Here is a 21,895-nt window from a genome sequence, read left to right as displayed (position 1 = left end):
TCGCTGTATGTCTCAAAATATGGACATCATTACTCTTGGGCCTCGTGAGTCTCGTGGTCCAGAAGTATGGCGGTTCCTCCCTCGCCGACGCCGACAGCATCAAGCGTGTCGCGCGTCGCATCGTTGATACCCGTAAGGCGGGAAATCAGGTGTGCGTGGTGGTTTCAGCGATGGGTGACACCACCGATGACCTGCTGGATCTGGCCGATGCGGTCTCCCCGGCCCCGCCATCGCGCGAATTGGACATGCTGCTGACCGCCGGTGAGCGGATGTCGATGGCCCTGGTCTCGATGGCCATCGCCAACCTCGGCGACTCGGCGCGATCCTTCACCGGGTCCCAGGCGGGGGTCATCACCGACGATGCGCACGGCAAAGCCCGCATCATCGATGTCACGCCGGGACGGATCGAGGCGGCGCTCGCAGCCGGTCACATCGTGATCGTGGCCGGATTCCAGGGCGTCAGCCAGGGCAGCAACGAAATCACCACACTGGGTCGCGGTGGTTCGGACACGACGGCCGTCGCCCTCGCTGCCGCGCTCAAAGCCGATGTGTGCGAGATCTACACCGATGTCGACGGTGTCTACACCGCCGATCCGCGGATCGTGCCTACTGCCCGCAAGATCGACCGCATCAGTAACGAAGAGATGCAGGAGATGGCTGCCTCCGGTGCCAAGATCCTGATGCTGCGGTGCGTGGAGTACGCCCGCCGGTTCGGGATGCCGATCCACGTGCGGTCCTCGTTCGGCCATAGCGAAGGCACCTGGGTCATCGACCCGAACGCCACCTCGAGCAGCACCGTCAACGATTCCGAAGGAGCACCCGTGGAAGACCCGATCATCGCCGGCGTCGCGCACGACCGTAGCGAGGCCAAGATCACCGTCGTCGGAGTGAGTGACTCCCCGGGTATGGCTGCCCAGATCTTCCAGGCCATCGCCGCAGCCCAGATCAATATCGACATGATCGTGCAGAACGTGTCCGCGCTGGCGACCGGTCGTACCGATGTGTCGTTCACCCTGCCGAAGACGGACGGCCAGCGTGCCGTCCAGGTCCTGCAGGCTGCCAAGGGGCACATCGGGTTCGACTCGCTGCAGTACGACGATCAGATTGGCAAACTCTCCCTCGTCGGCTCCGGTATGCGCAGCCACCCCGGTGTGAGCGCAACGTTCTTCCAGGCGTTGGCCGACAACGGGATCAACATCGAGATGATCTCCACCTCCGAGATCCGGGTTTCGGTGATCACCCGTGATGACCAGCTCGACGACGCGGTACGCGCAGTGCACACTGCGTTCGGGTTGGACGGCAGCGAGGGAGAGACGGCCGTGGTCCACGGAGGGAGCGGACGATGAATGACGGACTGCAGGTCGGTGTCGTCGGAGCAACCGGCCAGGTCGGTGCCGTCGTCCTGGATCTGCTGGCACAGCGTGACTTCCCGGTTGCGTCCTTGCGGCTGTTCGCCTCTCAGCGTTCGGCAGGCAAAATCATCACCTGGTGCGGCGACGACTACACCGTGGAGGATGCGGCGACCGCAGACCCGAGCGGTCTGGACATTGCCATTTTCTCCGCCGGTGGATCGACCTCAGCGGCACTCGCGCCGAAGTTCACTGCTGCGGGCGTGACCGTCATCGACAATTCCTCGGCCTGGCGCCGTGACCCCGACGTACCGTTGGTGGTCAGCGAGGTGAACCCGGGTCGGATCGCCGACCCGCCCAAGGGCATCATCGCCAACCCCAACTGCACGACGATGGCCGCGATGCCGGTGTTGAAGCCGTTGTCCGACGAAGCCGGACTACGGCGCCTGACCGTCGCCACCTACCAGGCAGTCTCCGGTTCGGGGCTCGCCGGTGTGCGCGAGCTCGCGGGCCAGGTGCGGCAGGGAGTAGCGGCAGGCGCCATCGAAGCTCTCGCGCTGGACGGCGCAGCCGTAGCGGTCGGGCCACCCGACATCTACGTCGCGCCCATTGCCTACAACGTGGTGCCGATGGCCGGATCGGTCGTTGACGACGGTTCGCTGGAGACCGACGAAGAGCAGAAGCTACGCAACGAGTCGCGCAAGATCCTGGAACTGCCCGATCTGCTGGTGTCCGGCACCTGCGTGCGGGTTCCGGTGTTCACCGGTCATTCCCTCGCGATCCACGCCGAGTTCGAACGACCCATCACGGCCGCGCGGGCAGCCGAAATCCTCGGTGATGCACCCGGGGTCGTCGTGACCGACGTGCCCACGCCGTTGCAGGCGGCGGGCAAGGATGCGTCATACGTCGGGCGTATCCGGCAGGATCAGTCGGTGGAGGGCGAGCACGGGCTCGTCTTCTTCGTGTCCGGCGATAATCTCCGCAAGGGGGCGGCGCTGAACACGGTGCAGATCGCGGAGGTCATCGCCTCCAGTCGCTGAATGGGGAGAGCTGATCATAGAATGACGCAGAATCGCGCGACGTTGGCGGTCGTCGGGGCTACCGGACTGGTCGGTCAGGCACTGTTGCAGCTCTTACCGACCGGTCGTGACGTATGGGGTGAGGTGCGGCTGGTGGCATCATCACGTTCGGCGGGCAACACCGTGCGCGACGTTCCTGTGCACGAGCTGAGTGACCAGGTGTTCGTGGGCGTCGATGTCGCAGTGTTCGCGGTGCCGTACGACGTCGCCCGCGAGTGGGGGCCGCGCGCAGTCGCGGCCGGGGCGGTCGTCGTCGACAGCTCGGGTGCCTTCGAGGAGGAACCGGGCGTGCCCCTGGTGGTTCCCGAGCTCAATCCGGCAGCCGCGAAACGGTACGCAGGGGGCGGGGGAGTCATCGCCAGCCCGACCGCCACGACGTTGACGATGGTGAACATGCTCGCCTCCCTACACCGTCGATGGCGGCTGCAGGAAGTGATCATCTCGACCTATCAGGCGGTATCGGACGCCGGATCGGTCGGCGTGCAACGGCTGTACGACGAAGTGGACGAGCTCGGCGGAGACCGCAGCGTGGGTCAGTATCCTGGCGATGTCCGCCGCAAGTTGTCCGACGTCTCCGGCGAGAGTCCGTTCCCCGGCCCGATTGCCTTCAATGTCGTGCCGTGGGTCGGCGGCAAGGGAGACGGTCGCTCCTCGCAGGAGGAGCTGGAGGTACGCCGTGAGCTGCGTGAGCTCCTTGAGGCGCCGACGCTGAGGGTCGCGACGACCTGTGTGCAGGTGCCGGTCACGACATCACATTCGATGACGGTGCACGCCACGTTCGAGCAGCGTGTGCACCGCGCGGAGATCGTCGATGCGCTTACCCAGGATGCGAACTCGGTGGTGGTGCTGGACGACCCGGAGACGGGGGAGTGGCCGACCCCGGCCGATGTCGTGGGCGCTGACCCGGTTTTCGTCGGCCGTATCCGGCAGCTGGAGGACTTCCCCCGTTCGGTAGACCTTTTCGTGTGTGGTGACAACCTGCGTAAGGGCTCCGCGCTGAACCTGCTGGAGATTGCAGAGCTTGTGGTCTCCTGAACTTGTGGTCTCCTGACCGTGGTCGCCGGGGAATCGCGGTCGTCGAATCGGGTTAATGTGTCGGCCATGACCCACCGATCTGTGCCGCGGGATACCCCATCGACAGCCACCCGTCGGGTTGTCCTGTCGGCCGGTTTGGCGCTACCTGCCGCAGTATTGGCTGCCTGCAGCGGGTCTGGATCAACGGATGACGGCAGTGCCGAGGCGGCCACTGCGCTGGCCACAGCGCTGCAATCGGGCCGTTTTGCAGGTAGTCCGGTCTCGGCGCAGGGTGTCGATGCCTCTTTCGCGGCGGTCACCAGGGGACTGGGGGCGACGGCGCACACCGTGCGGGTGACCACAGTGGTCGCCGACCCGGCGAAGACCACCACGAACGGCAAACTGGTCTCGTTGATGACGACCTGGGCAGTGCATGGCCGGCAGTGGAGCTACGCCCACAAGGTTGCGATATCGCCAGTGGAGAAGGACGCGGCGGGCAGGAAGTGGAGTACGCCCTGGGCGCCGTCGCTGGTGCATCCTGATCTGCACACCGGCGAGCACCTCACCGCGGTTGCCGTGGCTGTCGACCGTGGCGATATCACCGACGGGGCAGGTGCGCCCATCGTGAAATACCGGCCCGTCTACCGGGTCGGGATCGACAAGACGAAGGTTGGCGCCGCCGGGCAACAGGTTGCGGCGACGAAATTGGCGACGCTGGTAGGAATTGATGCGCCTGCCTACGCGAAGCAGGTCGCTGCCGGAGGTCCGGCGGCCTTCGTCGAGGCGATCGTGTTGCGCACCGAGACCGTTCCCGACGCGAAAGCCGCCCAGATCAGGGCGATACCGGGCGCGGTACTGCTGAACGACCGGCGGCCGCTCGCATCCTCATCGATTTTCGCGCGGGCGATCCTCGGCACGGTGGGCCCGGCGACCGCCGATTCGGTCAAGGCGACTGCCACGAGCAGAAATCCGGTGTCCGGGGCCGACATGGTCGGGTCCGGGGGTCTGCAGGGTAGGTACGACGCACAGTTGCGGGGTGCGCCGACCCTGCGGATCAACGCGGTGCTGCCCGGCGCGGACGGGCCCCAGTCGACGCGAGTGCTCACCAGTCTCGGCGGGACCGCCCCGGTGCCACTGCGCACAACGCTGCGCCAGGATCTGCAGGGCGTCGCGGAGCAGCTGCTCAAGGCGCAGCGAAGCGCGTCGGCACTGGTCGCGATCCGCCCGTCCAGCGGCGAGATCCTCGTGGCGGCCTCGGGCGCGGGATCCAACGGATACAACACCGCATTCCTCGGCAGATACGCGCCGGGCTCGACCTTCAAGGTCGTGTCCTCGCTCGCTCTGCTGCGCGCCGGACTGAAGATCACCGACACCGTCGACTGCACCCCGACCATTTCGGTGCAGGGCCGGATCGTGAAGAACTTTCCGGACTACCCCAAGGACAAGTTGGGCAGAATTCCGTTCAAGACGGCGATCGCCAATTCATGCAACACGGTGATGATCCGCGGAGCCGACCGGGCGACACAGGCCTCCCTCGCTGTGGCAGCCGAGTCCTTGGGCCTGACCCAGCCATCGGGCGACGGCTCGTTCTTCGGCAGTGTGCCGCCCGGAGACACCGGCGGCAACCATCAGGTCTCGATGATCGGTCAGGGCCGGGTGCTCGCCTCCCCGCTGGGAATGGCGACCGTGGCGGCCTCGGTCGCGCACGGCAGCCGGGTGTCGCCCTACCTGGTGCCCACCGACAAGCCGGCAGCCCCCAAGGCACCGGCAACACCACTGACCAGCGCCGAAGCTGCCTCGTTGCAGGCGCTGATGAGAGGCGTCGTGACCGAGGGCGGCGCCGCCGGTCTGAAGTCGATGCCCGGTGCGCCGGTGCTGGCCAAGACGGGCACTGCGGAGTACGGCACAGATACCCCGCCGCAGACCCACTCCTGGATGATTGCCGTGCAGGGCGATCTGGCGCTCGCGGTGTTCGTCGAAACGGGCGGGTACGGCGGGGTGACCTGTCTGCCGATCGTGCAGAGCTTCCTGACGGCCGCTGCCACCGGCTGAGCGTGTGCCGGGCCACGTCGGTCGGGGCATTACAGTTTGTGCGTGCTCCATAACCATCGCTTACCGTTTTATCGTTGGCTCAGCCTGCTCCTGACGGTAGCGTTCGGTGGGTTCCTGGTGTTTCCCGCCGCGGGTGCAGCACTGTCAGCCGGCCCGGTGACCACCGTGAATGCAGTTCGTCCGCAGGCGGCCCAGGTGCCCAAGGTGTTGAAAGTCGGCACCGAGGGCACCTATCCGCCGTTCGACTTCGAGAAGAGCGGCAAGCTCACCGGCTTCGATGTAGAGGTCGTGCGGGAGATCGCCAGACGGCTCGGCGTGCAGGTGCAGTTCGTGCAGGTCCCGTTCGACAGCCTTTTCGCGGCGTTGCAGGCCGGTCGGATCGACATGGTCGCCGACCAGATCACCGTGAACCCCAAGCGGCAGGCCATCTACGACCTGTCCACACCGTACGTCGATACGACTGGCGTCGTGGTTACCCGCAAGGGCGAGAAGGGGATTACCTCGCTGGCCGACATCAAGGGCCGGCTCGCAGCCGAGAGCAGTACCAGCAACTGGGGCGATGTCGCGCGTAAGGCGGGCGCCCGTACCAAGACCGTCGAGCAACTCAACCTCGCGATGGATCTGCTGTCGCAGGGCCGGGTGGACGTGGTGGTCAACGACAAATTGGCGGTCCAGAACTACCTGACCACCAGCGGTGCCAAGGATTTCAAGATCGTTGCCGAGACTCCGGACAAGAGCCAGTCGGCATTCGCGGCACGCAAGGGCAGCGGGTTCATGCCGCAGATCGACGCGCAGATCGCGGCCATGAAGAAGGACGGCTCGCTGCAGAAGATCTACGACACCTACTTCAAAGCCGCATCCACCAAGGTCAGCAGCTGGGACACGGTCCGTAGCAATCTGGTGCCGATGCTGCGTGGGTTGATCACCGGCACTTTGCCGTTGACCGCGATCAGCTTCGTGGCCGGACTGATCATTGCCCTCGGTGTCGCGGTCGCCCGGATGTCCACCCGAGCGGCGGCCTCCGCGCTCGCACGGCTCTACATCTCGATCATCCGAGGCACTCCGCTGCTGGTGCAGTTGTTCATCATCTTCTACGGATTACCACAGCTGGGGGTGAAGTTCCCGGCGTTCCTGGCTGCCGCAATTGCCTTCAGCCTCAACGTCGGTGGCTACGCAGCCGAGATCATCCGATCGGCGGTCGAGAGCATCCCGCGTGGCCAGTGGGAAGCCGCGACGACGATCGGGATGAACTACCGCACTGCGTTGCGTCGGGTGATCCTGCCGCAAGCCGCGCGGACTGCGGTCCCACCCCTGTCCAACGAGCTGATCTCGCTGGTCAAGGACACCTCGCTGGCGTCGACGATTCTGGTGACCGAACTGCTGCGCAAGGCCCAGGACGCTGCCGCGCCGACGTTCGACTATCTGCAGCTGTACGGAGTCGCGGCCCTCTACTACTGGATCGTGTGTGTGGTGCTGGCATTCGGCCAGGACCGTCTTGAAGGGCGACTGAACAGGTTTGTGGCGCAATGAGTAGAAAAACATCGAGCCAGCAGGCATCCACCGGTCAGTACACCGGTGACCTGGTACAGGTTGAGGGCCTGCGAAAATCATTCGGGGACAACGAGGTCCTCAGCGACATCTCTCTGAGCGTGGGCTCCGGGTCGGTCACCGTGGTGCTCGGTCCGTCGGGTTCGGGCAAGACCACCCTGCTGCGTTCCCTGAACGCGTTGGAGATCCCGGACGCGGGCACCGTACAGATTGCGGACACCCGCGTGGATTTCTCCTCGATCACACCGGGACGCGGCGGGCGACTGCCGAAGGCCCAGACCCGGTTGATCGCGCAGTACCGCGCGCACAGCGGGATGGTCTTCCAGAGTCACAACCTCTTCCCGCACCGGTCGGTGCTGGAAAACGTCACCGAGGGGCCGATCGTCGTACAGCGCCGCCCTGCGCAGGAGGCACGGCTCGAAGCATGCGAGCTGCTGGCGAAGGTGGGGCTCGCCGATCAGGGCGACAAGCACCCGTTCGAGCTGTCCGGGGGGCAGCAGCAACGCGTCGGTATCGCGCGTGCGCTCGCCCTGCGCCCGGACCTGCTGCTCTTCGATGAACCGACGTCGGCGTTGGACCCGGAACTGGTCGGAGACGTGCTGGAGGTGATGCGGGATCTGGCAGACGAAGGTCGCACGATGGTCGTGGTCACGCATGAGGTGACATTCGCGCGGCAGGTGGCCGATCAGGTGCTGTTCATCGACGGCGGGGTGGTGGTGGAGTCCGGCCCACCCGAGCAGGTACTCACTGATCCCCAGCATGAGCGCACCCGCGCATTCCTGCGCCGGATCCTCGAACCGCTCTGACCCCCGGTCGGTGAGGTGGTCCGGCGGGTCAGCGGAAGGCGGCCTGTCCGGTTAGCGACTGGCCGATGATGAGCTGGTGTACCTCCGAGGTGCCTTCGTAGGTCATCACCGACTCCAGGTTGTTGGCGTGCCGCAGCACCGGGTAGTCGGTGGTGATCCCGTTCGCGGCCAGAATGGTGCGGCATTCGCGGGCGATCTTGATTGCTTCACGACAGCTGTTGAGCTTGCCGACACTGACCTGAGCCGGTTGCAGGGTGCCTGCGTCCTTCATCCGTCCGATGTGCAACGCGAGCAGCTGGCCCTTCATCAACTCCAGCGTCATGTCGGCGAGTTTGGCCTGGGTGAGCTGGTACCCCGACAGCGGTTTGCCGGAGATGATGCGCGAGTCGGCGTACTCCAGGGCGGTTTCCAGACAGTCGCGAGCGGCCCCCATCGCCCCGAAGATGATGCCGAAGCGCGCTTCGGACAGGCACGTCAGCGGCCCACGTAGGCCCGAGACCTCAGGCAGCACGGCATCGCCGGGTAGGCGTAGGTCCTCGAAGGAGAGCCCGGCGGTCATCGAGGCGCGCAGCGAGAGTTTGTGACCGACCTCGGTCGCGGTGAAGCCCTTGGAGTCGGTCGGTACGACGAAGCCGCGGATTTTTTCCTCCGTCTGGGCCCAGACGACGGCCACGTCGGCGACGGTGCCGTTGGTGATCCACATCTTGGAGCCGTTGATGACCCAATCGTCTCCGTCACGTTTGGCACGCGTGCGCATACCGCCCGGGTCGGAACCGAAGTCAGGTTCGGTCAGGCCGAAACAACCCAGCGCCGAACCGGCGGCCATCGGGGGCAGCCACTGCTGCTTCTGCTCTTCGCTGCCGAAGCGGTGGATCGCGGTCATCGCCAGCGATCCCTGCACCGACATCAGGCTGCGCAGGCCCGAGTCGGCGGCCTCCAGCTCCTGGCAGGCGAGGCCGTACATCGTGGCCGAGGCACCTGCGCAGTCGTACCCGTCCAGGTGCATCCCGAGCACACCGAGGGCGCCGAGTTCCTTGGCGATCTCGCGGGCAGGGATCTCACCGGCCTCGTACCACTGCGGCAGATGCGGGCGTAGTTTGTCGTCGGCGAAGGAGCGCACCATCGAGGCGAGGTCGCGTTCCTCCTCCGACAGCAGGGAATCGACGGCGGTCAACTTGTCCAGGGCGGCGTGGGCAGTCACCTGACCATCATGCACCTACTGCGGTGTGTGCAAAGTTTCGTCGGATCAAAGTTGTGGGAACGTGCGCGCTCTGTACAGCGCGCACGTTCCCACAACTTTTCAGGCAAGCGGCCCGTATGTCAGTTGCGGGGCTCGATGCGCTTGGTGTTGTCATCGGTGGAGGCTGCGCTGCCGTCGGCCGACCGGGCTTCCTTGTCATGCTCGGAGCCGACATCGTGCTTCAGCGCGTTGAAGATGGCGAGGCCCTGACCGGCGAGGCCGGTGACCAGATCCGACAGCCCGTCCGAACCGTTCAGGACCGTCATGTTGGCGCCGGCCAGGCCCGCCGCAGCCTTCTCCACGATCTGAGGCAACTGTTCGATCAACGCCTGGTCGAGCGCAACCCGGTTACTGGACGCCGCAGCAGCCGCCTGGATCTGCACCTTCTCCGCATCGGCCCGCGCGAGGATGCGGACCCGTTCGGCCTCGGCCTCAGCAGGCTTGATCACTTCGGCGACCAACTGCTGTTGGCGCAGGATGGCGTTGCGTTGGGCCAGCACCGTGCGAGCATCCAGGACCTGCTGCTGCGACTGTGCCTCTGCCAACGGACCCGCAGTGGACGCGTTCGCCTGGGCGGACTGGGTCTCTGCCATGTAGCCGGCCTTGGTCACCGCCGTGTCGCGCTCGAACTGCGACTGCATCCGCAGCGACTGCTGCTCGGCCTCCGCAGACGCCTGGTTGGCGTTGGCCTGCGCGATCTGAGCGTGCTGCTGAATGCGCGCGTTGTGCGGCGCAGCCATCGCCTTGATGTAGCCGAGCCCGCCGTCATCGATGTTCTGGATCTGCAGCGCGTCGATCATCAGGCCCATCCGGCCCATTTCCTCCTTGGAGCCCTCGAGCACCTCGGTGGCGAGCTTCTGGCGCTCGGTGATGATCTCTTCGACGGTCATCGATCCGATGATGCTGCGTAGGTGACCGGCGAAGATGCGTCCGGTCAGGATCGACATCTGGTGCTGATCGGACAGGAACCGTTGGCCTGCGTTCACGATCGAGTCGTTGTCGGAGCCGATCTTCGCCGCGATGACTGCCTTGACGTGCAGAGCGATGCCCTGCCTGGTGACGCACGGCTCCTCCACCTCGGCCTCGAACAGCGAAAGGCTCAGAAACTGCACTTTACGGAAGACGGGGATGATGAATGCTCCGTGGCCGGTGACGACACGGAATGGTTGGGTGCCGGACCCCTTGCCGCCGGAGATGAGCATTGCCTGGTCAGCACGCGGAACCCGATACCCGAACATATTGCTCCTTGATGAGATGAGGACCGCGCACCAGCGAGGGGCGCAGCAGAAAAGACTTACAGGCGGAGCCCCGAGTCGAGGCGTTCGCCCCAGGGGGCGACCTCCACCACTCGAGCGCCGAGTTCTTTGACGCAGACGATCTCCTGGCCGCGCATCAGCGGCTCGGGAGAATGTGCAAGGAAGGTCTCGGTGCCACCCCTGATGCGAAAGACCGCTTCTCCCGGTCCGTCATCACCGCGTGTTGCAACCGTCAGTTGGCCGAGCAGGCCGACTGGCGACAGATCAGAAGTGCTCATCCGACTTTCCGGCTCGGGCGGCCCCCGCGGTCGCCATGTGCTTCATAATTTACACCCAGCAAACTCGGAGACGAAAGGAATTCCCAGGTCGCAACCAGGCTGTGACCCGCCTGCCGGTGGGCATGCCTGCGGGTGTCGAGTCATACCTGCGAATATGCCGGAATGGATGTCAGGCCAGCGCGGATGCCGGAGAAGATGTCGACCGACCGGGCGCGGCTGGAGGAGCTTCTTGCTTCGTGTGTGCTCGGCCATGTCGCCTTCGTGCACGACGGTCGACCGGCAGTGTTACCTACGGCGGTGGCCCGGTTCGACGGCGGCATCGTGGTGCACGGGTCCACCGGGTCACGATGGATGGGCGCTATTGCCTCAGGCGTCGCGGTGGCGGTGTCGGTGACCGCGTTGGACGGGGTCGTTGTCGCGCGCTCGGCGTTCGAATCCTCGATGCTGTACCGGAGTGCCGTCATCTTCGGGCAGTTCTCACCGTTGAGCGGGTCTGCGCACCGGGAGGCCCTGGAGGCGATCACCGAGCGGTTGATCCCCGGTCGGACCGGCGAGGTGCGCGGCTCGACCCGAAAAGAACTCGCTGCGACACAAGTGCTCTACCTACCGCTGCAGAAGTGGACGTTGCGGATCTCCGACGGATGGCCGGAGGACGACGCGGACGATATCGCCACGGACACGTGGGCGGGCGTGATCCGATACGCCGATCGGATCGGAGTCGTCGAGCCGGCGCCCGATCTGCTGCCGGGCCGTGTCGTGCCGCGGGCGGTACGGGCAGCCGCGATGCGGGGGCACTCGGGATGAGGATCGAGATACCCGGCGACGGCGCACTGGTGCTGGTGAGGGAGGCGGGACCGCGCGTCGCGGAGATTCTGCACAGGCTCACCGACGGCGGCGCTCGCGTGCACGTCGAAGGATCCGCGACCGACCCGGTGCTTGCCGATCTGGCGTCCCGCAACCTGGTGCAGGTGGTGGGTGAGCCCGACCTTTCGGCGTACGACGTGGTCCTACGCGATCCGCTGGCTCGGCCGGCTGAGTCCGCAGTGCGCCCGGCGCCTTCGTCGGGCTCGGGGCAGGTGGTGCTCGTCGGGGGAGGGCCGGGTGACCCTGGGTTGCTGACGCTGGCCGGGATGGCGGCTTTACGGGAGGCGGACGTCGTCGTGTGTGACCGGCTGGCACCGCTGGGTGTACTGGAGGAGTTGGAACCCCGGCCACTCGTCATCCACGTCGGCAAAATTCCGAAGGGGCAGTTCACCCCACAGGAACAGATCAACGCCATCCTCGTCGAGCAGGCGCTGGCGGGACGGTCGGTGGTGCGGCTCAAGGGCGGCGACAGCTTTGTATTCGGCCGCGGCGGGGAGGAATGGAATGCATGCGTGCAGGCTGGGGTGCCCGTGCGGGTCATCCCTGGTGTGACGTCGTCGATCGCTGCTCCGGAGCTTGCGGGAGTGCCGGTCACCCACCGCAACCTGACGCAGGGTTTCGTGGTGGTGTCCGGCCACGTGGCACCTGACGACGCGCGGAACGACGTCGACTGGTCAGCCATTGCGCAGACAAAACTGACGATTGTGGTGCTGATGGGGGTGCGTACCCTCGGCGCGATCGCGACGTACCTGATCGAGCACGGTCTCGATGCGCAAACGCCCGCGGCATCGATCGCTGATGCCGGGATGCCGAGTCAGCGCAGCGTGACGGGGGCGTTGGGTGAGATCGCCGAACTGACCAGATCCGGCGGCATACGACCGCCGGCGGTTACCGTGATCGGCCCCACCGTCAACGTTCTGCTGCAGCCGGGATCCGGCTGAGAACCTGCGTGGTGAATCCGGGTGCCGGTGGTGTCCAACCTAGGATCGTGTGCATGCCTGATTCGTCGCAGTCCGATCGCGCTGCAAAACTCGCGGCACTCAAGAAGCAGCAGAGGCCCCGCCCAGGGTGGCTGATTCCGCTCGTGCTGGCGGTGGTCCTGGTCGTGGTGATCGCTGGAGTGGGGGTGTTCGTCGCCACTCGAGGTGGTGGTGGCGGCACATCGGCTGGCGGTCTGAAAGCCGGCAAACAGGTGCTGCCTTCGGCCGTGACCGGACCTAAAACCACCCAGCCGGCACCGACCAGGGTCAAGGACACCTCGGGTATCTCCGGGGTCCTGGCATGGGACACCAGCGGATACCCCGGCACTGGAACCGCGAACGCGGGCACGCTCGGGCACGACCACGTGAGCGGTGCGGTGACCTACGCCGTGACGCCACCGGTCGGTGGCCCGCACGACGCGACGTGGATGAACGCGGGCGTCTACACCAAACCGGTGCCGAACGAGCGTGCTGTGCACACCCTGGAGCACGGTGCGATCTGGATCACCTATGACCCGAAGCTGCCCACCGCCCAGGTGGATCAGCTGGTGGCATTCGTGACCAGACAGTCGCTGATCCCCGAGGCGTCTCTGGGGCAACAGGATCCGAGGCTTGTCGGCGCGAAGAACCGATATATGGACCTCAGTCCCTGGGCATCCAACTCGCTACCGAGTCCGATCGTGTTGTCGTCGTGGGGGCACCAACTGCAGGTCACCAGCCCTACCGATCCGCGGATGCAGAAGTTCGTCGATACGTTCCGCAACAGCTCCACCTACACCCCTGAATACGGCTCGCCGGTCGACGGGGTCCCCACCGGGACCGGTGGAATTGCCGCCACCGACGGCGGTACTGTCGCCAACCCCAGTGGCACCGCGGCCAACTGAGAACAGCAGGGAGATCCGCACAGCCGGTGCGGTGGCGGGCGCCAGCACGCCCGGTGCTGACGGTTCATCCTGAGGCTGGATCAGGCAGTGCTGGCGAGCAGTGTGCGCATGGTCGTGATCTCGGTGGTCTGGCCGCTGATGATGGACCGCGCGAGCTGCTGGACGCTCGGGGTGCTGGTGGTCTTGAGCACGTTGTTCGACATGGTGATCGCCCCGCGGTGATGGGCGAGCATCATGGTCAGCCACTGGCGGTTGAAGGTAGCTCCGGTTGCGGCGCCGAGGCTGGTCATGTCCTCCTTGCTCATCATCCCCTCCATGTCGTGCATGCCATCCATCCCGCTCATCCCGCTCATTGCCGAGGTGGTGGGCGCGTTCCAGCGGGTGAGCCATCCGGTCATCGTGGTGATCTCTGGCCCCTGAGCCTTCTTGATCTCGGTCGCCAGCGAGCGGACCTTCGCCGACGCGGTCTTGTTGCGCAGGGCCATGTCGGCCATCAGCACGGCCTGGCGGTGGTGGGGGATCATCTGCTGGGCGAAGGAGATGTCACCGGTTCGCCCCGCAGGCGTCTTGCTGGCCGGGGTACTCGTCACCGGTGCACTGCTGGTGGCGCTGCTGGTGGCGTTGCTGCTCGCGCCGCCACACGCGGCCAGGGTCAGGGCGACAGTCGCGGAGGCGAGGGTGGTGATGAGGGTGCGGCGGGTGGGCACGGATGTGGCCTTTCAGGTGGGGGTCACGTGGGGTGGACGTGGTGTCCACTGTGCGTCGCCTGTCCCTGGGTTTGACTCACGATTGGATGGAGTTTTCATGGAGATCTGAGCTGGCAGGGTGACGGTGAACGTGGCTCCCTCTGCGGGGCCGGGGCTGCGCGCGGTGATGGTGCCGTGGTGGGCCCGCACCAGCGCAGAGCAGATGGCCAGGCCGATCCCCGCGCCACCGTGCGCCCGATCGCGCGCAGTGTCGGTGCGGTAGAACCGTTCGAAGATGTGCGGGAGCGCGCCGGCGGGTATTCCGTCCCCGTCGTCGGCCACGGTGATCACCGCCTGTCCTTCGCAGTGCCGCACGGTGACCTCGACCTGCCCGGTGGGTCCGGCATGCCGTAGCGCATTGTCGACCAGATTGGTGAGCACCTGGGTGAGTCGGTCACGGTCGCCAGCGATGCGCACGCTGGGCCCTGGGGTGGTTACCCGTATTCGATGGTCCGTCCCGGGCTTGTCAAACGATTCGACGAGCGTACGGGTCAGTTCGGCGATGTCGAGGGTGGTCACGTGCAGTGGGTCTTCTTCAGCCCTGGAGACCGTATTGATGTCGCGGACGAGTCGCTCGAGCCGGATCACCTGGTCGCGCAACACACTGGTGGTGCCTTCGTCCAGCGCCGCGACGCGATCATCGACAGCATCCAGGTAGACGGTGAGGGTGGCCAGCGGGGTGCGCATCTCGTGCGCCAGGTCCGACAGCATCCGTTGCCGTACCTGTTCGACCGATTGCAACCGGGTGGCCATCTGCACGAACGCTGTGGTTACGTCCGCGAACTCAGCCGGGCCGCTCGTCTGCAGCATGGTCGCGTCGTTGTACCCGCCGCCGGCGACTTGTCGGGCTGCCTCGTGCAGTGCACCCAGCGGCTGGGTCACCTGCCGGGCGAGCAGGACGGTGGCACCCGTCGCGACCGCGAGGGCCGCACCCAGAGCGGCCACCAGGGTGATCAGACCGGTGGAGGTGAATGCCTCCTCCACGTGCACCGACATGTCACCCGTGCCGGACATCCCCGCTCGTTGCAGGTGCTCATGGAACAGGCTCGGACCCACGGTGACGGCCACGAGGGTCGCGACAACAGCTGCTACGACCAGAACACCCACCTGGGCTGCCAGTAGCTGGGTCACCAACCGTGGGCGACGACGTGCGGTGTGGCTCATGCTGGCGCGATCGCGCGGTAGCCGACGCCGCGGACTGTGGCGATGAACGACGGCCCGGGCGCTGCGTCGCCGAGTTTGCGGCGCAGGTGGCCGATGTGGGTGTCGACCAGGTGCTCATCCCCGACCCATCCGGGTCCCCACACCTGGTCGATGAGTTGCCGGCGCGACAAGACCACCCGCGGCCGGGATGCCAGGGCTGCCAGCAGGTCGAATTCGGTGCGCGTCAGGTTCACGTCATCCTTGCCGATCCGCACTTCCCGGGTTGATGGGTCCAGGATCAGTGAGCCCAACCGTACCGGGGCCGCGCCTGGGTCCTGTGCAGTGCCGACCCGGGCGCGACGTAGCAGTACAGCCACGCGGGCGACGAGTTCACGCACCCGGAATGGTTTGGTCAGGTAGTCGTCCGCACCGACCGACAGGCCGATCAACACGTCGACCTCGTCGTCGCGGGCGGTGACCATCAGCACGAAACAGTCCGAGAAGGTGCGCACCTGACGGCAGACCTCGACCCCGTCCAGGCCGGGTAACCCCAGGTCCAGCACGATTACGTCGGGGGTCCACTGACGGGCCTGGTCCACCGCTGCCAGGCCGTCGTGGGCGATCTGGACATCGTGGCCGGCGCGGCCCAGGTAGGTGGCGACCATCCCTGCCAGGGCTGGTTCGTCATCTACGACCAGCACCCGGGTCGGGGCCGCGTTCACATCGCTTCTTTGATGCGGCGGCAGACCGGGCAGTTCGCTCGCATCAGGCACTGCCCTGGCTGTTGTCGGTGTCGTTGATGTCGGTGTCGTTGATGTGGCTGTCGGTGCGGGTCAGGGCGACCAATTGGCGCAGGCAGTGGTCGCGTAGCGGTGCGGGGAAGTCGTCGGCGAGTCGGTTGTAGACGACCCGGCCCTGTTTGCGGGTGACCAGGAGCCCCGCAGTACGTAACAGGCGTAGCGCGTAGGAGACCGAGTCCTCGCTGACCTCCAACGCCAGGGCCAGGTCCCCGACACATAGTTCCTCGGTGACGTCCAGGGCGTAGATCAGCCGCAGCCGAACCGGGTCGGCCATCAGCGACAACAGACTCGTCAACCGCCCGGCGTCTTCGGCCGACGGAAGCCGGGAGCGGGCATGCGCGACCCGCACCGGGTCGATCGGGTGCTCGTGGTCCAACATGCTCATGAGGTTCCTCCGTGCTGATGCGCGTTCGCGTCGTTGCTTGTGCGGTTGACGGTGGACTGCGGGCGCGTCTGCTGTTGGTCATACCGGGCCGCGCAGCCGTCTGAGCAGAAATACACCGTTTCACCCGTCCCGTCCTCGCTGTGGGTGGTGCGGTGAGCGGGGGCCTGGGCGATCTCTACCTGCATCCCACACGTCGGGTCCTGCGCGAAGCGTCCACCTGCGGCGTCGCGGTGCTTGTACAGCCAGTAGATGATCGCGAACCCGACCAGGGCGATGATGTTCAGCACGGTGGTGTAGTTCCACGAGAACCCGGTCTGCACCACCAGCGACGGGCGCCCAGGAGCAGAGATCTGAAGTGCTTTGAAGAGGTACTCCACCGCAAGACCACCGATGCTCATGGTCGCCCACATCACGCCCAGCATCCGCAGCATCATCGCGGTGCCGTAGTACTTGCGGTAGATCGCCAGCAACGGCAACGTGATCAGGTCCGCGAAGATGAACGACACCACCCCACCGAAACTGATGCCGCCCTGCCACAGTGCCGCGGCCAGGGGCACGTTGCCGACGGAGCAGACGAAGCTGAGGATCGCCAGCAGCGGTCCGATGATCACGTTCTCCAGGCTGGAGGCGAACCCGTGCCCGGTCCAGAAGATCGACTGCCAGAAGGACGTCGGAACCAGCGCCGCGAGAAACCCGGCCACTACGAACCCGATGAACAGTTCCTTACGCAACATCGTGAGGTCGCTGATCGTGTATCCCGACGCGTCGCCCCACCCCTTACGGCTGCGGATCCGCTGGGTCAGCGGCTCATCCTGCGATGCGTCGTGCTCACCTGGGGCGTTGCCGGATCCGTCGCCGTCGTTACCTTCGTTCAGGCGGTCACGGGCCGCGTCGGTCCAACTCGCCGGCAGCACCCGGGGAACGACCAGACCCAGCAGCACGATCATGATCGCTCCACCCACGAATTCGGCCAGCGCGAACTGCCAGCCGATCAACAACCACAGCACGATTCCCAACTCCAACACCAGGTTGGTCGAGGCGACCATGAACACCAGCGCCGCAGTGAAATCCGCGCCACGGGCGAACAAACTCTTGGCCAGCGCCGATGAAGCGTAGGAGCAGGAGGAAGAGATCATCCCGAAGAACGAGGACTTCGCCAACGTCCTGGGGGCGTGATCGCCCAGGGTTTGCTGCATCTGGGTTCGAGAGACGAACGCCTGTACCGCCCCGGACAGGGTGAATCCGAGCACCAACGCCCACAGGGTCGCCCAGAACATGAAGAACGCCTCGTTCAGGCCGTCTCCGATACCGCTCAAAATGTTCATGCCCACCTCGTGAAGTCCGAATACCCGTGCAGTCGTACGGGTAACAAGGTATGAGACCTATGCATTCCCGTCGTCTGCGGGGTGCCCCGGTTATTCAGTAAATGGCTCAACTTCTGCAGATGTGGCGGAGTCATCGGCCAGTGCGGTCGACGCGTTGCCGATGGGCACGCCTGCGAGATCCCTGGTTGTGCCCGGTTTGCCCAGAAGCCAGAAAAAGCAACTGGCCCTGACCGCGTCTCCGCTGGTCAGGGCCACTCCTTGTGCCTGTCGGGGTGACAGGATTTGAACCTGCGACCTCGTCGTCCCGAACGACGCGCGCTACCAAACTGCGCCACACCCCGTGGCTGCTGCACCCGTCGCACGGATTAGGCACGAGTCGGATGCAGCACTGGTCACGATACCGCGAAGGCTGAGACATCTCCCAATCGGGAGGTGCGGGCAGGCCCGGCAAAAGCGAGATCGACCTCACGAAGTGGGCCTCAGGGTGAGCAGCGTGGCTTCCGGACGACAGGCGAAACGCACCGGTGTGTACTTGTTGTGCCCCAGCCCCGCCGACACCTCCAGCCACGCAGCGTCGCGCGGAGCGCGCGAGGAAGGGGTGCCCGCGGCGCCCGGCCACCACCGTGACACGCCCTTTGCCCGCAGGCGGTCCAGGTCACAGTTGGTCACCAGCGCGCCGTAACCGGGCACGCACAGCTGTCCGCCGTGGGTGTGCCCGGCCAGCAGGACGCGGGCCCCGTCGTCGGCCATCGCATCGAGCACCCTCGTATACGGCGCGTGCAGCACACCCAACGTGAGGTCGGCGGCAGGATCGGCCGGACCGGCGACGCGTGAATAGCGGTCGTAGTTGAGGTGTGGGTCATCGACGCCCACGAACTCCAGGTCGACACCGCGCACGCTCAACGTCGCGCGGGCATTCGTGAGGTTCAACCAGCCTGCGCCGGTGAAGCCCGCGACCAGCTCCGGCCACGGCAGTTGCGCGCCTCCGGCATTGACGCCGCGCTGGTGCGACAGGTTGAAGTAGCGCAACGGATTCTTGAACGTCGGGGCGAAGTAGTCGTTCGAGCCGAGTACGAACGCTCCGGGGCAGTCCATCAGCGGCTCCAGGGCCTGCAGTACGGCAGGCACCGCGTTGATGTCAGAGCAGTTGTCGCCGGTGTTGATCACCAGGTCGGGCTCCAGCGCGGCCAACCCGCGCACCCACGCGATCCGACGCGACTGACGCGGCACGAGGTGCAGATCTGAGACATGCAATACCCGTAGCGGTGCGCAGCCGCGGGGCAGGACGGGCAGCGAGTAACGCCGGACGGCGTACCAGTTGCGCTCGACCAGGGACGCCCACCCCAGGGCGCCGATCGAGGCGGCACCCATAGTGCCGACGGCCTTGGCCAGAGTGTGCATCCGCCCATCCTCACACCCGGTGACACACTGCCCCGTATGACGACGAACGACGTGAAGCTCAAAGACACGCTGCAGAGCGACCTCACCGCCGCGATGCGAGCGAAGGACAAGACCAGCATTCAGACGCTCCGGATGGCGCTCGCTGCCGTGCGGACCGCTGAGGTCAGTGGCACCACCAAACACGAGTTGACCGAGGACGAGGTGATGGGCTGCATCGCCAAGGAAGCCAAGAAGCGCCGCGAGGCTGCCACCGCATACGACGACGCCGCACGCCCCGAGCTGGCCGACGCTGAGCGCGCCGAACTCGTCGTGCTGGAGCGTTACCTGCCCGCGCCGCTGAGCGACGCAGACCTCGACGCGATGATCGCCGCAGCCATCGAGTCCACCGGCGCGTCCGGGATGGCGGGCATGGGCCAGGTCATGAAGGTGCTGCAGCCGCAGATCGCCGGTCGCGCCGACGGCAGCAAGGTCGCAGCATCGGTGAGGTCCGCTCTCAACCAGGGCTGAGCGTCCGGACGCCTACTGCGTCGTCGGGGGAGGGTTCGACGGAGCAGTGGCACCGGAGGACGAATTGGATGGCGTACCCGTCGGGTTGTCCTTAAAGCCGGGCACGGCGGGGAAGTTCTTGTTCGGCTGCCCCTTCAGCGAAAGGTCCATGATGTTCTTCCACAGCGGTGCGGGCAGGTCACTGGCGAAGATGTAGTCGCCGTAGTACTTCCCCGCCAGGGTGATGTTCTTCAACGGAGTCTGACTCTTGCCGCCGTGGCCCACCCAGACCGCGGTGGACAGTTGTGGGGTGTAACCGACGAACCAGATGTTCTTCGCCTCGTTCACAGTGCCCGTCTTACCCGCCGCCGGGCGGCCATTGGCAAGTGCGTCCTGGTGGGCGGTTGCCTTGGGGTCATCGGGGTTCAGAACGGCCTGGAAGATCTTGCTCGTTTGCGCGGCAACCTGCGGGGTCATCACCTGCTTGCAGGGCGGGATGGCGAGCTTCATCGACTTACCGTTGCCGTCGAGGATCGAGGTCACGGGGCGGGGTGTGCAGTACTTCCCACCGGCGGCCGCCGTCGCGTAGGCGTTTGCCATCTCGATCGGTGACGCGAGGCTGGTTCCGAGGATGATCCCCGATGGGTTCAGCGCCAGCGACTGACGGTCGAGTCCGAGCGTGACCATGGTGTCCGCGATATTGCAGATACCAACCGTTTGCGCGAGTTGGGCGAACGCGGTGTTCACCGACCATGCCGTCGCGCGGGAGTAGGTCATCGGCCCCGGCGGGACTCCGAAGTCGTTACCGACAGCCCACGACCCGCCGCCGTTGAAGCAGGGGCCCCGAAAAGATTTGAAGGGGAAATTACGACCTGGGTTGCCATCCTTCTGCGTAACGTTCTGCGGCAGGACGTCAATGGTGTTGTCGGGCGATGCTCCCTGCTCCAGCGCGGTGACGATCGCGAAGAACTTTGCCGATGACCCGAAGTTGAACTTCGCATTGCTCAGGTCCAGAGAGGTCTTGCCTTTACCTGGCGAATTACTGAACGATGTGTTCTGACCGATCGCAAGGATATTCCCCGTCCCCGGCTGGATGACGGCCGCGGCAGTGTTGACATCGGTCGCGTTCTTCTCGGGGACCTTGGCGCGCAGCTGCTTGTCGATGATGGCAGCCATCTTGGGCTGGAAGGTCGTCTTGATCGTCAGACCGCCACTCTTGAGCGCCGCCTGGCGCTCGGTGCGGGTCTTGCCGAGCGCAGGTTGCTGATACAGCCAGTTCTGGACGTAGCTGCAGAAGTAGGGGTACTTCGAGGACGAACAGTTACCGCTGATGTTCTTCAGTTTTAACATGCTGGGCACGGGGATGACGGAGGCGTCCGAGTACTGCTTGAAGGTGATGATCTTCTGCTGGTACATCTTCTGCAGCACGATGTTGCGCCGGGCCTCGGAGTTCTTGGGATTGGTGACCGGGTCGAAGGTCGTCGGTTGGTTGACGACACCGGCGAGCAGTGCGGCCTGCGGCAGGGTCAGCTGGGCGGCGTGCACGCTGAAGTAGTGCTGCGATGCGGCCTCGATGCCGTACTGCTGATCGCCGAAATAGACGATGTTGAGGTAACCGTCGAGGATCTGGTCCTTGGAATACTTCTGTTCCAGCGACGTCGCGTACTTCAGCTCCTGCAGCTTGCGCACATACCCCTGCAGACCTTCACGGGCAACGGCATTCTTGGCGCCCTTCGGGTTACCAGCGGCTATCGCCTGATTCTGCAGGGCGACCTTGACGTACTGCTGGGTGAGGGTCGAGGCGCCCTGGGTGCCGCCGCCCTGGGCGTTCGATGCCACCGCGCGCAGCAGGCCCTTGGGGTCGATGCCACCGTGCTGATAGAAACGCTCATCTTCGATGGCAACCTGCGCCTTACGCATGATCGGCGCTACCTTGCTGAGTGGCACCACGATGCGGTTCTCGTTGAACGGTGTGGCGATGGTCGAGCCGTCAGCGGCGAGGATGCGCGACTGCTGCGCCAGCGGGTTCATCGCGAAGCTCCCCGGCAGCCCGTTGAAGAGTTCGATGCTCTTGTTGCTGGCGATCCCGACGCCTCCGACGGCGGGGATCAGCAGACCCGCAGCAAGCAGGCCCATCACCATGGCCGTCGCGAGCATTGCGACGAGGAGTGTCAGCACGGAACCGAGCCGGCGGGTGGCACGCATGGTCAAGAGGCTAACGTGGAGTGCCGTGCAAACCAGCCTGCGCCGCCAGTTGTA

At 65.6% G+C, this 21,895-nt stretch carries 20 protein-coding genes and 1 tRNA gene; 10 read left to right on the top strand and 11 right to left on the bottom strand.

The features are described from left to right. Nucleotides 1–44 precede the first annotated feature (44 nt). From V3G39_00455 to V3G39_00430, 6 genes are all read left to right on the top strand, one after another. A complete protein-coding gene (locus V3G39_00455; GenBank protein XAS76539.1) occupies nt 45–1,346 on the top strand; it encodes an aspartate kinase in 1,302 nt (433 codons plus the stop codon). Next, nucleotides 1,343–2,389: an aspartate-semialdehyde dehydrogenase gene (locus tag V3G39_00450; GenBank protein ID XAS76538.1), complete on the top strand. Its 1,047-nt coding sequence runs from the start codon at nt 1,343–1,345 to the stop codon at nt 2,387–2,389. The genes V3G39_00455 and V3G39_00450 overlap by 4 nt, the downstream gene beginning before the upstream one ends. Nucleotides 2,390–2,410: 21 nt before the next feature. Continuing rightward, a complete protein-coding gene (locus V3G39_00445) occupies nt 2,411–3,463 on the top strand; it encodes an aspartate-semialdehyde dehydrogenase (GenBank protein XAS76537.1) in 1,053 nt (350 codons plus the stop codon). 66 nt (nt 3,464–3,529) lie between these two features. Beyond that, complete coding sequence (locus tag V3G39_00440) at nt 3,530–5,494, top strand: penicillin-binding transpeptidase domain-containing protein (GenBank protein ID XAS76536.1); 1,965 nt, start codon at nt 3,530–3,532, stop codon at nt 5,492–5,494. 165 nt (nt 5,495–5,659) lie between these two features. After that, nucleotides 5,660–7,024, top strand: coding sequence for an ABC transporter substrate-binding protein/permease (locus V3G39_00435; protein XAS76535.1), 1,365 nt, complete (start codon nt 5,660–5,662; stop codon nt 7,022–7,024). After that, nucleotides 7,021–7,848 (top strand): amino acid ABC transporter ATP-binding protein, encoded by an 828-nt coding sequence (locus V3G39_00430; protein XAS76534.1) that lies wholly within the window; start codon nt 7,021–7,023, stop codon nt 7,846–7,848. The genes V3G39_00435 and V3G39_00430 overlap by 4 nt, the downstream gene beginning before the upstream one ends. 28 nt (nt 7,849–7,876) lie before the next feature. Here V3G39_00430 and V3G39_00425 read toward each other — a convergent pair whose 3' ends face one another. The 3 genes from V3G39_00425 to V3G39_00415 all read right to left on the bottom strand — a co-directional run bounded on the left by V3G39_00425 (nt 7,877) and on the right by V3G39_00415 (nt 10,622). Beyond that, entirely contained in the window at nt 7,877–9,049 is a 1,173-nt protein-coding gene (locus V3G39_00425) for an acyl-CoA dehydrogenase family protein (protein XAS76533.1), read from the bottom strand. A 119-nt stretch (nt 9,050–9,168) separates the two neighbouring features. Further along, nucleotides 9,169–10,326, bottom strand: coding sequence for an SPFH domain-containing protein (locus V3G39_00420; GenBank protein XAS76532.1), 1,158 nt, complete (start codon nt 10,324–10,326; stop codon nt 9,169–9,171). Between the two features lie 56 nt (nt 10,327–10,382). Further along, on the bottom strand, nt 10,383–10,622 hold the full coding sequence (locus V3G39_00415) for a hypothetical protein (protein XAS76531.1): 240 nt from the start codon (nt 10,620–10,622) through the stop codon (nt 10,383–10,385). 162 nt (nt 10,623–10,784) lie between these two features. On the opposite strand from V3G39_00415, the gene V3G39_00410 reads away from it, so the two are divergent. The 3 genes from V3G39_00410 to V3G39_00400 are packed head-to-tail and all read left to right on the top strand — an operon-like array spanning nt 10,785 to nt 13,350. After that, nucleotides 10,785–11,426, top strand: a complete 642-nt coding sequence (locus tag V3G39_00410) for a pyridoxamine 5'-phosphate oxidase family protein (GenBank protein ID XAS76530.1) — start codon at nt 10,785–10,787, stop codon at nt 11,424–11,426. Continuing rightward, on the top strand, nt 11,423–12,427 hold the full coding sequence (gene cobA / locus V3G39_00405) for a uroporphyrinogen-III C-methyltransferase (protein XAS76529.1): 1,005 nt from the start codon (nt 11,423–11,425) through the stop codon (nt 12,425–12,427). Before V3G39_00410 ends, cobA begins: the two co-directional genes overlap by 4 nt. 53 nt (nt 12,428–12,480) lie before the next feature. Beyond that, nucleotides 12,481–13,350, top strand: coding sequence for a DUF3105 domain-containing protein (locus V3G39_00400; protein ID XAS76528.1), 870 nt, complete (start codon nt 12,481–12,483; stop codon nt 13,348–13,350). An 80-nt stretch (nt 13,351–13,430) separates the two neighbouring features. Here the strand turns inward: V3G39_00400 and V3G39_00395 are convergent, their stop codons facing one another. The 7 genes from V3G39_00395 to V3G39_00365 all read right to left on the bottom strand — a co-directional run bounded on the left by V3G39_00395 (nt 13,431) and on the right by V3G39_00365 (nt 19,150). Further along, nucleotides 13,431–14,057 carry a DUF305 domain-containing protein gene (locus V3G39_00395; GenBank protein XAS76527.1) on the bottom strand — a complete coding sequence of 209 codons (627 nt, stop codon included), beginning with the start codon at nt 14,055–14,057 and terminating at the stop codon, nt 13,431–13,433. Nucleotides 14,058–14,069: 12 nt separating this feature from the next. Next, nucleotides 14,070–15,260, bottom strand: coding sequence for a HAMP domain-containing sensor histidine kinase (locus V3G39_00390; protein ID XAS76526.1), 1,191 nt, complete (start codon nt 15,258–15,260; stop codon nt 14,070–14,072). Then, entirely contained in the window at nt 15,257–15,961 is a 705-nt protein-coding gene (locus V3G39_00385; GenBank protein XAS76525.1) for a response regulator transcription factor, read from the bottom strand. Before V3G39_00385 ends, V3G39_00390 begins: the two co-directional genes overlap by 4 nt. A gap of 43 nt (nt 15,962–16,004) precedes the next feature. After that, entirely contained in the window at nt 16,005–16,424 is a 420-nt protein-coding gene (locus V3G39_00380) for a metalloregulator ArsR/SmtB family transcription factor (protein ID XAS76524.1), read from the bottom strand. Continuing rightward, the gene (locus V3G39_00375) at nt 16,421–17,749 is read right to left on the bottom strand and encodes a permease (protein XAS76523.1); all 1,329 of its coding nucleotides are present in this window, start codon (nt 17,747–17,749) and stop codon (nt 16,421–16,423) included. Before V3G39_00375 ends, V3G39_00380 begins: the two co-directional genes overlap by 4 nt. Before the next feature lie 267 nt (nt 17,750–18,016). Further along, nucleotides 18,017–18,090, bottom strand: a tRNA-Pro gene (locus V3G39_00370). 124 nt (nt 18,091–18,214) lie between these two features. Further along, nucleotides 18,215–19,150: a metallophosphoesterase gene (locus V3G39_00365; protein XAS76522.1), complete on the bottom strand. Its 936-nt coding sequence runs from the start codon at nt 19,148–19,150 to the stop codon at nt 18,215–18,217. A gap of 36 nt (nt 19,151–19,186) precedes the next feature. Between V3G39_00365 and V3G39_00360 the strand changes: the two genes are divergently transcribed. Beyond that, complete coding sequence (locus tag V3G39_00360; GenBank protein XAS76521.1) at nt 19,187–19,657, top strand: GatB/YqeY domain-containing protein; 471 nt, start codon at nt 19,187–19,189, stop codon at nt 19,655–19,657. Between the two features lie 12 nt (nt 19,658–19,669). On the opposite strand, the gene V3G39_00355 is transcribed toward V3G39_00360, so the two are convergent. Then, entirely contained in the window at nt 19,670–21,841 is a 2,172-nt protein-coding gene (locus V3G39_00355; GenBank protein XAS76520.1) for a transglycosylase domain-containing protein, read from the bottom strand. Between the last annotated feature and the right edge of the window lie 54 nt (nt 21,842–21,895).

Source organism: Dermatophilaceae bacterium Sec6.4, assembly GCA_039636865.1.
Classification (GTDB): domain Bacteria; phylum Actinomycetota; class Actinomycetes; order Actinomycetales; family Dermatophilaceae; genus Allobranchiibius.
Note: the sequence above shows the minus strand (reverse complement) of the source record. Positions and strands in the feature narration are given on the sequence as shown.

Excerpts from the sequence above, each read along its gene's own strand:
- V3G39_00450 (XAS76538.1), top strand. The coding sequence starts at position 1,343 with ATGAATGACGGACTGCAGGTCGGTGTCGTCGGAGCAACCGGCCAGGTC.
- V3G39_00445 (XAS76537.1), top strand. The coding sequence starts at position 2,411 with ATGACGCAGAATCGCGCGACGTTGGCGGTCGTCGGGGCTACCGGACTG.
- V3G39_00440 (XAS76536.1), top strand. The coding sequence starts at position 3,530 with ATGACCCACCGATCTGTGCCGCGGGATACCCCATCGACAGCCACCCGT.
- V3G39_00430 (XAS76534.1), top strand. The coding sequence starts at position 7,021 with ATGAGTAGAAAAACATCGAGCCAGCAGGCATCCACCGGTCAGTACACC.
- V3G39_00420 (XAS76532.1), bottom strand. The coding sequence starts at position 10,326 with ATGTTCGGGTATCGGGTTCCGCGTGCTGACCAGGCAATGCTCATCTCC.
- V3G39_00415 (XAS76531.1), bottom strand. The coding sequence starts at position 10,622 with ATGAGCACTTCTGATCTGTCGCCAGTCGGCCTGCTCGGCCAACTGACG.
- V3G39_00410 (XAS76530.1), top strand. The coding sequence starts at position 10,785 with ATGGATGTCAGGCCAGCGCGGATGCCGGAGAAGATGTCGACCGACCGG.
- cobA (XAS76529.1), top strand. The coding sequence starts at position 11,423 with ATGAGGATCGAGATACCCGGCGACGGCGCACTGGTGCTGGTGAGGGAG.
- V3G39_00400 (XAS76528.1), top strand. The coding sequence starts at position 12,481 with ATGCCTGATTCGTCGCAGTCCGATCGCGCTGCAAAACTCGCGGCACTC.
- V3G39_00390 (XAS76526.1), bottom strand. The coding sequence starts at position 15,260 with ATGAGCCACACCGCACGTCGTCGCCCACGGTTGGTGACCCAGCTACTG.
- V3G39_00380 (XAS76524.1), bottom strand. The coding sequence starts at position 16,424 with ATGAGCATGTTGGACCACGAGCACCCGATCGACCCGGTGCGGGTCGCG.
- V3G39_00375 (XAS76523.1), bottom strand. The coding sequence starts at position 17,749 with ATGAACATTTTGAGCGGTATCGGAGACGGCCTGAACGAGGCGTTCTTC.
- V3G39_00365 (XAS76522.1), bottom strand. The coding sequence starts at position 19,150 with ATGCACACTCTGGCCAAGGCCGTCGGCACTATGGGTGCCGCCTCGATC.
- V3G39_00360 (XAS76521.1), top strand. The coding sequence starts at position 19,187 with ATGACGACGAACGACGTGAAGCTCAAAGACACGCTGCAGAGCGACCTC.
- V3G39_00355 (XAS76520.1), bottom strand. The coding sequence starts at position 21,841 with ATGCGTGCCACCCGCCGGCTCGGTTCCGTGCTGACACTCCTCGTCGCA.